Source organism: Priestia sp. SB1 (genome assembly GCF_038898415.1).
The window spans coordinates 316,545-328,651 of record NZ_JBBJSS010000006.1; the positions used below are offsets into that span (position 1 = coordinate 316,545).

A 12,107-nucleotide genomic window follows, 5' to 3' on the forward strand; every position below is an offset into this window, starting at 1 on the left:
TTTCCTCCTTTAGACGTCATATTAATAGTAAAAAAGTATAAATGCATAATTAATTTTTCTATTACCTTTATCTTCTTTTAGTACTATTTTTATAAATTCCATTATAATACTTTTTTAAGTTTACCTATACAAAATGTAACATTTAATAGTATATAAAGATAAATATTCCATTTATATGATATAGTCTTTATAAGTAAGTAATAAACAAATAGAAATGGAGTTTCAGCATGAAGAACATAAGCAAGATAACAACGGGGACCCTTACAATCGCTTTGGCGCTTGGATTAATGGGGTGCAGTCACGCACGTTCAAACAATGAAAGCATAGATGAAACCGAAGCAAAAAAAGAGCTGACCATAGAGCTGAAATTTCTGCAAAACGAGTCCGAACGCTTAATTAATAATGACGGAAAGATAGAAGATAAAACGTTTCAAAGCTACAAAAATGATTTTAACCTGCTGTCTGCGTCTATTAATAGTACGTCAAAAGTAGAAACACAAAGTGATAGCGAGCTAAAAAAAAGCATAGCCCACTTAGCAAAAGACGTAGATACTTTAACAGAAAAAGAGTATGTAACATCCTATAAAAAATTCAATTCAAGCAAGACGATCTATGAAGTTACGCTCATGAACAATATGCATGACGTTATAGATGCAACAAAAACTTCGGAAGAAAGCAGTAACGTGTTAGACTCATTTGATGATAAACACTTTCATTCTTCCGAAGCACAAATAAAAAAAGATATGGGGCCTGCGATTAATCATATCAACACCGCATCTAAATATAAAATAGAGCTCATGCAAGACGAAATCCAAAAGCACCGCGATAGTTTCACCAAGCTCCAGCTCGAGCAATTAAAAAAAGCCACTCATAATTTTGATTTGTCTCTTAACGATCAAATTAAATCAATTCAATCCTATAAACCTATAAGTGGAGATTATAATATAAGCAGAAACTTTCGCTATAATTCCTATGATAAATATACAAATGCCTGTGTGTACATTACTGACTTTGAATCTAATTTAGGAATTGCCAAGGCCGGTGATTTTTAAGAAAGCACTAATGCTCAAGATGATAATTTTTCAAAAAAGTCTCCCTAAAAGCAATGTTTTAGGGAGACTTTTTACTGTATCCATTACAAGTACTAATTCTTTATATCTTCTAACGCTCTATAAGCATTTGCTTCTCCTGAACCAAATAAAGCGTCGTGTCCTTTTTTTCCGTAGTCAACAGCTGTTTGCTTAATACGTGCTGTTACTTGAGCGGGTTTATACTCAGGATGAGCTGCTTTAAGAACTCCTGCAATTCCAGCTACTTGAGGAGTTGCCATGGAAGTACCGGCGTTTAACTCATAGGAAGTCCCTAAATAAGTCGGCCATGTACTTAGGATTAAATTGTTTGGATCAGCTGTTGCAGGATCATTAGTTTTTGCATATTTCTCTCCGAAATCTCCTCCTGGAGCCGCCATGTCAATGGCGCTGTTTCCATAATTAGAGTAGAAAGCAAGCTGCTGAGTCGACCATTTTGTGGAAGCCGAAACATTAATTACTCCTGGCATTTGCGCCGGTACGACAGTTGCTGGCCCTTTGACACTTATACCATATGGTTCATACAGGGTATTTAAAAAGTCGTTTACTTCCTTTTTATTATCTAAATTTAAACTTTCGTTTCCACTACCGGCTACGACCGTTACGCCATTTTTCACGGCATACTGAATGGCTCTTTTCCAAAGCAGTGTTTCCGCAATTGATTTATAGCTTTCTCCTTCAATAGTCATCTTGTTATTATTATAGAAACGAAGAGACATATTAATCACATCGACTTTATCATTGGTTGCGGCAATAATTCCGTCTATAATCCAAGCAGGCATTCCAAGAGCTTGCTCTGAATACAGTACGCGATAAGAACGTATTCCAAGTTCTGGTCCTACTCCTTTTACTTTTCCATTCGCTCCAATGATCCCAGCAACATGCGTACCGTGTCCATTGCGATCTTTTATATCTGCGGGATCTCCAGTTTCAGATTCGTCCATTCCAGCCGGAACAAGATTACGTCCACCTAGTATATTATTTTTTAAATCAGGATGAGATGCATCAATACCCATATCAATTACTCCCACCACTGCTTTATGAGTTGTACTACCGTCTTTATTTTTATATCCGCCTGTTTCTACATCATAAGATTTTCCGCCATTTGTCACTCGTTGAATATCCCACTGAGAGTCCCAATAATTATCTACATTCTGTGAACTGATAATATTAGACTGATAGTTATAAGGACTACCTGATGTTTTGTCCAAGCTTAGAGGAATTTCCCTATTAGCAGCTTCGATCGAAGAATTCCCTTTTAAATTATTAAGAAAAGAAGCCTGTTCAGATTGAGCTTCTATCCCTCCTACTTCAGGAAGCGCTTTAGTCACTTTGCCACCAGCTTTTTGAATAATCTCTTGATAGTTGTCTGGCAATCCATTTTTAAAAGCGATTGTGTATGTGTTACTTACCTTTTGATCTTGACTCTTAGCTTGAGTAGGAACTCCGCCAACAGCAAATATTCCTGCTCCTACTGCCAGTGAAAGCACCGTATGTAGAATTTTCTTTTGCATATGTCTCCTCCTATATATGGAAATATTTATCATATACTATCTTATTACATACTCTTTTAAATTCCAAGTTTTTCTAATAGATTAAGATTATTCAAAATAAAACTGGGGTTATATTTCACAAATAATAACCAAAATAAGGGTTTTAAGAGAGCTTTATAGCTCATTTATCGCGTAAGAAAACCTTATTGTTTGATACATCAACTAATAAAGAGTAAAGTTTTTCTATAATAAAGGTTAAAAGCGAAAGGATGAGTAAGATGTTTAAAGACGGTTATGTAAAAGTAAATGATGTAAATCTTCATTACGTAACAAAAGGTGAAGGCGAGCTTATGCTGTTTTTACACGGATTCCCTTACTTTTGGTACACGTGGCACCATCAGTTGGAAGAGTTTTCCAAAGATTATCGCGTGGTAGCTGTAGATATGCGAGGCTATAACTTATCAGATAAGCCAGAAGAAATTTCTTCTTACAGCATGCCCCATCTAATGGAAGATGTAAAGCAACTAATTGAAGCATTTGGTGAAAAAGAGTGTGTGTTAGTGGCGCATGATTGGGGCGGCGCTGTAGCATGGGCATTTGCTTATACATATCCGCAGTATGTCAAAAAGTTAGTGATGTTTGATGCACCGCACCCTTACACATTTATAAGAGAGCTTGCTGAAAATCCTGCTCAGCGAGAAGCAAGCAGCTATATGAGCTTTTTCCAACAGCCAAACTCTCAAGATGAGCTACTCGCGAATCATAGTGAAAAGTTAAGAAACATGCTGACGGAGCCCGGCATCAAAAAAGGCTATTTAACAAAAGAAGAAGAAGCTAAATATGTAGAGGCGTGGAATCAGCCGAATGCGATGAAATCGATGCTTAACTACTACCGTGCGTCTTCACTTTACCCGTTTGAAGAGCGCGTTCATAAACCTGTTTCCCTTCCGCACAAAGTATTCGAATCTCCGACTTTAATTGTATGGGGAAATGCGGACGAAGCGTTTGAAAACAGTAATTTAGACGGAATTGAAGAGTACGCTCCAAACGTAACGATTCATCGCTTAGACGGTGTAGGGCATGCTCCTCAGCATGAGCAGCCAGAAAAAGTGAATGAATTTATGAGAGAGTTTTTAAGCAAATAAACGAGAGAAAGACTGCAGAATACGGTATACCGCCGTTTTGCATTCTTTTTTTAAATGCTAAAAGCTGATTTCATCTATTTTTTACATGATTGGTTTATTTTTCAACGTTTTAACAAGTGCATACCGGGTATAACTTTTACTGTACAGATGCAGTCCCCCCAAAGGAACATGTACATTTCTTTCTTACTTACCCTTTTTGGAACTCTCTTTTTTGAGGGTTCTTCTTTATGCGTTTACTTCTTTCCCATCGGAAAAACAATCTTAAACAATGCCCCTCCCGTCTCTTTATTATCGGCTGTGATGCTTCCTCCGTGATTTTTCACAATAGAATGAGCAATATAAAGACCTAACCCCAAGTTTCCGTGGCCGCTTGTTCTCGACGCATCTTCTCTGTAAAACTTTTTAAACACCTGCCCTTTGCTCGATAACGCAAAGCCGGGACCCGTATCATGTATTTCAAAGATTACTTCGTTCTGATGAATGACGGTATTCCACCCTATCTCCCCTCGTTCAGGCGTGTAGCGAATACAGTTTGTAATAATATTATCTAGCACTTGAGAAATGCGCTGAGGATCTCCGTAAAATTGGTTTGATGCTTCTGTTTCACTAACCGAAGATAAAAAGGCAATCTCTTTTTTTTGACATAAAAGCTGAAACTCGTCTGCTTTCTCGTGAACAAATGAAAGTATATCAATTGGCTCACTTTTTATAGTAAAGCCCGGATTTTCGATCACAGATACTTCTTGCAGCTGATTTAATAGTTGAATCGAACGTTGTGTATTCGTGTAGATTGTATGTAAATATCGATTAAGCCTCTCCGGGTCCTTTTTGCTTCCTTCTACTAAAATTTCCGTATGTCCATGAATAATCGTAAGAGGCGTTCGTAAATCATGCGCAATCGCAGCCGTCATATCTTTGCGGTCTTCTTCTAGCTGCCACTGTTTAGCTAACGATTGCTTTAATTCTTTTCGCATTTCTTCAAAGGCATGAAGCAGCTGACTTAATTCTTTGGCGTCTTGAGTGACCGACAGCGAAAAATCTAAATTATTATGCTGGATGTTTTTCGCAGCTGCCATCAGCTCGTTAAAAGGCCGTTCAATTTTTTTGCTAAATCGTCTTCCAAATAAATAGGCAAACAAATAAAAGTAAAGAAACGGACTGGCTAGCGATACAAATGTGACAAGCGCAACGATCCATTTAATATTCGGATTAGCAGAAGCCATATTTAATTGATATCTTAGCGCAATCGCCCCGTTTACTTCGTCTTTTGAATTAAAAAGCGGATAAACTTTTATAATATATTTACCTGAGCGGATATTGGTATTGACCTGAGAGTAAAAATCCCGTTTATTTTTTATGTATGAAGTGGACATGGACCCATACACAATTTGCCCTTTTTTATTTATAATTTGATAATCCATTCCTTCTAGCGGAATCACCGATTCTACTTGGTTTTTAGCATCTTTTGAAAGGAGCGCATCTTCTTTTTCTTTTACGAACTGAAGAATATCAGGAATTTGTTTTTCATAATAATTTGCGGGGTTCAGTGCTCCAGGCATAAGAAACCAGTTTACTGCAATAACGATTCCCCACGTTAAAAGCGTCGCAAGCAGGCTATACAGCAAAATCAAATGAAAAGATAAAACAAACTGCGCTTTTAACGTCGCCCGGTTCATCCATTTTTTTATTTTACCCATTTGTAGCCAATGCCCCAAACGGTTGAGATATAAGGTGTTGCGTCATACTTTAATAGTTTTGCTCTAATTTTCTTTACGTGTTCCGTAATCGTAGACGAATCCCCTTCCGCGTCGTAGCCCCAAACTTTTTCATACAGCTGCTCGCGTGTAAAAACCTGACCTGGATGAAGAGCCAGAAAATGAATAATCTCAAATTCTCTTGAAGTAAACGGGATCACTTCATTGCTATGTAAAATTTGATAGCCGTTTAAATCAATGGTTAACTCTCCAAAATGAAGCCTGTTATAGGAGTTACTGTTAATTCTCTGCTCTCGGCGCAGATGGGCGTAAATGCGGGCTTTTAGTTCTTTCATGCTAAAAGGCTTAACTAAGTAATCATCTCCACCCACTAATAGTCCTTTTACTCGGTCCTGCTCCGTTTGTTTGGCACTTAGAAAGATAATGGGGCATGATATGCTTTTTCGGATCATTTCACAAAGCGCAAAGCCGTCCATGCCTGGCATCATCACATCCAGCACAATTAAGTCTGGATTTATTTTTAACTTTGTTAACGCTTCTTGCCCTTCGTAAGCAAACACCACCTCATATCCTTCATCTTGGAGCGCATCTTTCATAAAGGAAATAATGTCTTTTTCGTCGTCCACTAGTAAAATTGTTTGGTTCATCTCCAGCTCACCCTACCCATTCCTTCTTTTTCCACACGAATAGGTTTATTATAAGGCTAATGAGTAAAATTGGAAATAATAGGTTCACTAAAAATTCAGAGTTAGACTTACTTAATTCATGAAAAACAGAATCGGTTACGGAGAAAAAGAAGCTTAGTTTATCTGACACATACACGCTTCCAATTAAAGCACCAATGGTTGCGACGTAAGATAAAATGGAATTAGGCATAAGAACACTCAGGATACTCCCGATACTAATAACCGCTATAAAGATGCAAAAACAAATGCCGTAAAATTTCAACGAATATAGTAACGCCCCTAAAGTCCCTAGCGTATGTCCGCCTAAAAATGTGGTTTCATTTACATGAGGCATAACCATTCTTCCAAGACATGTCCCCACTACCCACGTAATACAAAGAATAATAAAAACTAGTAAACATTGAACTGCCCACTTTACAAAAAACAGCTTCAAACGATGATGCGGCCGAATTAATACCATACGTAGCGCTCCGGACGTGTACTCGCCGTTAAAACTATCTGCCACAAACATAGGAATAACAATAAACGTAATCACAAACGATAGGTCTCGAAGAAGCAGTGGTGCTGAATTTAAAGAATCAATTTTTACGTCATGAGCCGCATCAAAAAATGAAATGCCTCCCCTTTGAAAGAAAAAGAACCAAATAAAAGCAAGTAATCCTATGTACACACCTAGTACCACTGCTGTCTTTTTCCGTTTAAACGTTCGCTCTAATTCACTGATAAAAAGTCCTGTCATCATGTCTTCTCTCCTTTTATAGAAACGATTCTTTTTTTCGAATAGCTACATATGTTAAACCGCCAAAAAATAAAATATAAAAACCTAAAACGCCGAAATTCCAGCCTACAAACTGCGGTTTCTCTGCCATCATGACTGTGATCCCCTGCCATTGAATCATCGGTATGGAAGTGAAAAACAGCTGTCCAAAAAACTCTTCACTCATCCACTGCCTAAATCCTCTTAGTAAAGTCGGATACGAAAACGAGATTAGTATAAAAGCAACCCCAATTCCAACAGCTGTAGTGGTCGTTTTACTAATAACAGAGATAAAAAACAGCACACAGCATATTGCAATCGTCGTTAAATAGGCATATCCATAGAATGCAAGATTATATACTAGCGCTTCTTTTATGTTAAAAGTATGACTGTGATAAAATACAAAGTAGCTTTGCGGGTGTTCAAACATTAGAAAGCCTATCGCATAGCTCACACAGAAATACGTGATAAAAAACAGTAAATTAAACAGCAAAATCACTGCGGCCTTTGCGATGATAATTTCTTTAAACGAATACGAGCGGATCATAACCATTCGCAGCTGTCCTGACCGGTACTCTTCAGTAACCACGAGCGTAATAAAAACTAAGAACATGGCATTAAAAACTGTAAATAACATTTCGGCTAAGCTCAGCACAGGAAAGTTTCCCGCAAACGTATACTGTGGTAAATCGACTGTGAGTGCTCCATTTTGTTTTTGGAGATAAGAAGAAGCAACTAACAGCACCACCGGCACTAACAAAAAGGTCAGCCAGGCCACTTTTCGTTTCCAAAGTCTTTCCCACTCCGCTACTAACAGCTCCTTCATTGCAACACCAGCTCTACAAACGCATCTTCAAGATTTTTACCGGATGCTAACTGATCTAAAGCGCCGTCCCACATTAGCTCTCCTTCTCTCATCACCACAATTTGATCACATACTCGCTGTAATTCATCCAGTAAATGACTAGAGATTAGAATCGTTTTGTTATAGTCACGTTTTAAGGTAAAAAGCAGCTCGCGCAATTCACGTACGCCCATTGGATCTAAGCCGTTGGCTGGCTCATCTAGTATTAATAAGTCCGGGTCGCCTAGGAGTGCTTGAGCAATACCGAGCCTTTGCTTCATCCCAAGAGAATACGTTCGAACTTTATCATTTTCTCTGCCGGTTAATCCCACAATATCAAGCACTTCTTTCACTCTTTGCTGCCTTTCTTGCTTTGTTGAAAATGGATGCAATCGAGCTAAATTTGTCAGGTTTTCTTTTCCCGTCATATAAGGAAAAAAGATGGGTGACTCCACAATTGCACCAACGCTTTGCAGCGCTTCTTTTCTTTGTGAAACAATAGGTTTATTAGTAATAAAAACTTCTCCCCCAGTTGGCTTAATCAACCCCGTCAATAAACGAATTAACGTCGTTTTACCAGCTCCGTTTGGCCCTAACAGTCCGCATATTTCTCCTTCCCCAATTTGAAACGATACTTCTTTAACTAAGTGACGACGTCTCACTTTTTTTGAAACGCTCTTTACCTCTAAAATAATATTTTTCATCTTAAATCCCCCCTACACGTAGTATAGGAGGGATTTATAAAGAATTTATAAAGTTTATAAAAATTATCGTACAGGTTTTTTGGCAATGATAAATGCAACAGTCGCAAACAACAGTAAACATACGGATAAAAACAAATAGCCAGCGCCTTCAAACCCTCTTACTTCTACATAGCCAATATAAACAAACACAGCGGCAGCCATAACGGTTAGCATGGAAGGAAGCATTCTAATGACCTTGTTCCATTTCATTTTTCTGAACAGCCAAGTTAACATGAGTATAAGTACACCTGGCAGCAGGGCAATCAGTAAAGGATCGCCTATCATCATATCTATCAACCTCTCTAAATCCTAATCATTCACCTATAATAAAAATAATAAACTCACGGCTCAGAAATTCCATTTGCAATCGCTAATAAAAACATCAAAGCAGAAAGCAACACAAAAAAGATGCTGTTTGTGATAATGCTAAACCACACGACGCTCGGCTTATTTGTTCGAACTCCTAAAACTAACGCCACAATAAAGCCAATATCTATCGCAAAAAACAGCCACAGCAGAGTGGTCAAATCACCGGTTTCACTTGGAAAAATTGAATTTTGGGGAAGCAGCCGATTTGCAAAAAATACAACAAACGCAGCTGCCAGCAAAATAACGGTTAATAAAATCGGCTTATTTTCTTTGGAAACACTCATTTCAAATACCCTTCTAACTAAAGAAAATAATACCATATAGTACTAAATTGAAATATACAAATTATAAATTCTCAACACCAGAAAGAAAAAGAGGACATAGATTTTATCTACGTCCTCTTTTTTTATTCATCTGGTACATATTCTAAAATGTCACCTGGCTGACAATCTAGCACTGCACAAATGGCTTCCAACGTAGTAAAACGTATGGCCTTCGCTTTTTCAGTTTTTAAGATAGAGAGGTTGCTTTTAGTAATCCCTACTCGATCTGCTAGTTCATTTAAAGATATTTTTCTTTTGGCCATCATGACATCTAAATTGACTCTAATCATCTCTGACCTCCTATATAGTAAGTTCATTTTCTTGGGCAATTGCAACTGCTTTTTTAAAGAAGGCCCCTAAAAGAAGAATAAAAACAGCTGCTATAAACAGAATACCATCTATTGAGTATGAAATAGTAATAGTTCCATGTTTGACATTTAATAAAGGAGCTAACTTAGCTGCTATAAAAAACTTGGGAACTCCAGCTGCAAACGATCCTATTAAAAAGATAATACCTGTTGCAAAAATGGCTTTTGTGTTACTTGAAACAAAGATAATTCCCTTAGCTGCATTTTTAAATAATACTTTAAAATTCCAAAGCATTGCAATCGATAGAAAACAAGAAATCAATAAGGCCAGAACCCAAATTTGGACTAATTTTGTATCGGGACTTTCATTCAGCTTAATATCAAACAATCCTTTTCCTAATGATAAATTAAAAGATGAGTTCTGTAAGATTGAGTCGTCAAAATGAAGATAAATAACCAGCATGCCCATAATACCTGCTACAAAAATATTAAACCAAAATAACGTGTTGACCAGATAAAAAAGAATTCGATAACCATTTGTTCGTTTCATGTAAACATCCTCCATAACTGTTGTTAGGATTAATTTACCATGTATATATAAGGAAATCAACAATTATTTATCGAAAAACAATAATTTTTATATCTTTTTTAATAAATAATAGTCGTTTTAGATAAAAAATAAGAAGTTCTATTGTAATTATATATGGATATATAAAGCTAATTTATATAAGCGATGATCTTAGACATCGCTCATTCTAAATACTCTTCCGCTAAAGAAGGATTTAAATAACGAGCCATTCCGGTTTTCATTTTCCGAAATCCTGCTTTTCTATAAAACTCTTCATTACCTGCTGTAGAAACAAGATGAACGCAGGAAATATCGTCAAGCTGAGCAAGCAAATTTTTTATAACTTTCTGTCCAATTCCTTTGTTTTGATAATGCTCATCAACCACAACATCATAAATCGCAGCATTAAACACACCGTCTGAAAGAGCTCTGCCAAACCCTGCTATGTTATCTTCATCATAAGCAATCGTTACTACGTTGCTTGATTGAAATACTTTTTTAATTTTTTCTTCATTATGGTTCGTCCATCCTACCGAGTGATAAATTTCTTTCATTCTCGACCACTCAACATTTTCTATAGAATTTGAAAAAGAAACCTTCATAGAATCTACTCCTTTTGTTTTTTTATAAACTATTTCTGTTTTCAAAAACAAAAGTCCTTGGTAGATCGTTACAAGTATGTATACGATAAAAACCATCCTACATAGTGGTAATGATTTATAAACGTTAGCTTCTGAGTTTAATCCCAAAAAAGGTTCAAATCATCTGCGATTTGAACCTAAAACAACTATGCTCATTTACTTAATAATTATTATATGAAAAAGCCGTCTTTTTTAGTGACTGTATCACTGAAGGTATTTAGGGTTTGGTTTAGAACCGTGATTAATTTCTTCAAATATATCTGAAGAAGGGTTAGACGATACCTCGTTATGTAAATCTTGCGAAGGTCCATTTGTTTGAGAAAAGGATGACATATATACCTTCATTAACTGTTTAAAGTCACCTACAGTCAAAGACTCTGCATCTTCTTGAAGTTCGTACCCTAGCTGTCCATTTGGTTCAATTGTTGCGGTTTTAACATCTTTTATAGTTGATATGCCTGCATTTCGTAATCTCATTTCTAATTGATCGGCGGTTAAACGTAATTTTTTAAGCTGCTTAGTATCTAATTGACCATTATTTACAACGATTTTAGACTTACCTGTCAGAAATTTTTCAAACCCATTAAATTTTAATTGTAAGTACTCTAAAACTAAAATAGCAAGAACAAAAATAGCTGCGCCGCCAATCGCTTTTAACATACTTTTTTCAACAATGGGCTGCACGATGATGGTACCTAGAGAAAGCATAACGACCGTCTGAGCGAGCGTCATTTGAGCAATCGATTTCCTCCCCGCTATTCTTAGTAATAATATTCCCGATAAAATCAAGATTACAGATTGCCAAATAAAATTCATAATATCATCCTTTTTATTACAGTCTGCTTTTAGATTAGGCATCTGAAAGCAAATTATTCATGTATCAAAAATTTCGTTTCCACTCCTCATACCCTAATAAAGTTAGAAAACAAAAAGATACCTTACGTAAAGGTATCTTTTTGTTTTGTTATTTTCTTTCTCGGAATCACAGGACTTATACAGATTGATCAATGCAGCGTATTAATCTTGTTTCGATGTCTTCTGCTAGTGTTTGGAGCTCTTCATTATGAAGCATATTAATCATAGCCGTAGGCCTAGGCATGCCAATCTTTGTTTCACTTTCATCTTGATATACAACCATTTTACAAGGGAGAAAATATCCTACTAAAAGGTTTTGCGAAAGAACACGCTGAGCTTCTTTCTGATTGCACACTTCTAATACTGTAAACGGTGTATGAAAGTCCTGCCCTTTTTCCTGTAGCTTTGCAGTTAAATCAAAATTCCACAACACACCGAACCCTTCGCTTTTTAAGTTTTCTTCTAGAGAACTAATCGCTTCTTCTAAGCTTTTCGATGTTTTTACCGTGTAATCAAACATCAAATCTCCTCCTGTTAAATTAAAATGATTTCCTTTTTTAGACGAAACTCGG

General features: G+C 36.7%; 15 protein-coding genes. 2 read left to right on the top strand and 13 right to left on the bottom strand.

What is annotated here, in order from left to right; genetic code table 11:
• Positions 1-227 precede the first annotated feature (227 nt).
• Positions 228-1,052: a hypothetical protein gene (locus WKH56_RS23495; protein ID WP_310883990.1), complete on the top strand. Its 825-nt coding sequence runs from the start codon at positions 228-230 to the stop codon at positions 1,050-1,052.
• A gap of 92 nt (positions 1,053-1,144) precedes the next feature.
• Here WKH56_RS23495 and WKH56_RS23500 read toward each other — a convergent pair whose 3' ends face one another.
• Positions 1,145-2,602: a S8 family serine peptidase gene (locus WKH56_RS23500; RefSeq protein WP_342836817.1), complete on the bottom strand. Its 1,458-nt coding sequence runs from the start codon at positions 2,600-2,602 to the stop codon at positions 1,145-1,147.
• A 257-nt stretch (positions 2,603-2,859) separates the two neighbouring features.
• On the opposite strand from WKH56_RS23500, the gene WKH56_RS23505 reads away from it, so the two are divergent.
• On the top strand, positions 2,860-3,726 hold the full coding sequence (locus WKH56_RS23505; RefSeq protein ID WP_310883992.1) for an alpha/beta fold hydrolase: 867 nt from the start codon (positions 2,860-2,862) through the stop codon (positions 3,724-3,726).
• A gap of 233 nt (positions 3,727-3,959) precedes the next feature.
• Here WKH56_RS23505 and WKH56_RS23510 read toward each other — a convergent pair whose 3' ends face one another.
• The 12 genes from WKH56_RS23510 to WKH56_RS23565 all read right to left on the bottom strand — a co-directional run bounded on the left by WKH56_RS23510 (position 3,960) and on the right by WKH56_RS23565 (position 12,055).
• Positions 3,960-5,423 (bottom strand): sensor histidine kinase, encoded by a 1,464-nt coding sequence (locus WKH56_RS23510; protein ID WP_310883993.1) that lies wholly within the window; start codon positions 5,421-5,423, stop codon positions 3,960-3,962.
• The gene (locus WKH56_RS23515) at positions 5,411-6,088 is read right to left on the bottom strand and encodes a response regulator transcription factor (RefSeq protein WP_310883994.1); all 678 of its coding nucleotides are present in this window, start codon (positions 6,086-6,088) and stop codon (positions 5,411-5,413) included. The genes WKH56_RS23510 and WKH56_RS23515 overlap by 13 nt, the downstream gene beginning before the upstream one ends.
• A gap of 7 nt (positions 6,089-6,095) precedes the next feature.
• A complete protein-coding gene (locus WKH56_RS23520) occupies positions 6,096-6,869 on the bottom strand; it encodes an ABC transporter permease (protein ID WP_221832390.1) in 774 nt (257 codons plus the stop codon).
• 13 nt (positions 6,870-6,882) lie between these two features.
• On the bottom strand, positions 6,883-7,710 hold the full coding sequence (locus WKH56_RS23525) for an ABC transporter permease (RefSeq protein ID WP_048019468.1): 828 nt from the start codon (positions 7,708-7,710) through the stop codon (positions 6,883-6,885).
• Positions 7,707-8,432, bottom strand: coding sequence for an ABC transporter ATP-binding protein (locus tag WKH56_RS23530; RefSeq protein ID WP_048019467.1), 726 nt, complete (start codon positions 8,430-8,432; stop codon positions 7,707-7,709). The genes WKH56_RS23525 and WKH56_RS23530 overlap by 4 nt, the downstream gene beginning before the upstream one ends.
• 63 nt (positions 8,433-8,495) lie before the next feature.
• A complete protein-coding gene (locus tag WKH56_RS23535; RefSeq protein WP_048019466.1) occupies positions 8,496-8,759 on the bottom strand; it encodes a YesK family protein in 264 nt (87 codons plus the stop codon).
• Between the two features lie 53 nt (positions 8,760-8,812).
• Positions 8,813-9,124 (bottom strand): hypothetical protein, encoded by a 312-nt coding sequence (locus tag WKH56_RS23540; protein WP_310883995.1) that lies wholly within the window; start codon positions 9,122-9,124, stop codon positions 8,813-8,815.
• 122 nt (positions 9,125-9,246) lie between these two features.
• Positions 9,247-9,453 carry a helix-turn-helix domain-containing protein gene (locus WKH56_RS23545; RefSeq protein WP_048019464.1) on the bottom strand — a complete coding sequence of 69 codons (207 nt, stop codon included), beginning with the start codon at positions 9,451-9,453 and terminating at the stop codon, positions 9,247-9,249.
• A 10-nt stretch (positions 9,454-9,463) separates the two neighbouring features.
• The gene (locus tag WKH56_RS23550) at positions 9,464-10,021 is read right to left on the bottom strand and encodes a DUF2975 domain-containing protein (protein WP_048019463.1); all 558 of its coding nucleotides are present in this window, start codon (positions 10,019-10,021) and stop codon (positions 9,464-9,466) included.
• A 200-nt stretch (positions 10,022-10,221) separates the two neighbouring features.
• Entirely contained in the window at positions 10,222-10,641 is a 420-nt protein-coding gene (locus WKH56_RS23555) for a GNAT family N-acetyltransferase (RefSeq protein ID WP_048019462.1), read from the bottom strand.
• Positions 10,642-10,884: 243 nt separating this feature from the next.
• Complete coding sequence (locus WKH56_RS23560) at positions 10,885-11,496, bottom strand: DUF421 domain-containing protein (RefSeq protein WP_063247464.1); 612 nt, start codon at positions 11,494-11,496, stop codon at positions 10,885-10,887.
• 175 nt (positions 11,497-11,671) lie between these two features.
• Positions 11,672-12,055 carry a DUF302 domain-containing protein gene (locus tag WKH56_RS23565; protein WP_310883996.1) on the bottom strand — a complete coding sequence of 128 codons (384 nt, stop codon included), beginning with the start codon at positions 12,053-12,055 and terminating at the stop codon, positions 11,672-11,674.
• Positions 12,056-12,107 lie beyond the last annotated feature (52 nt).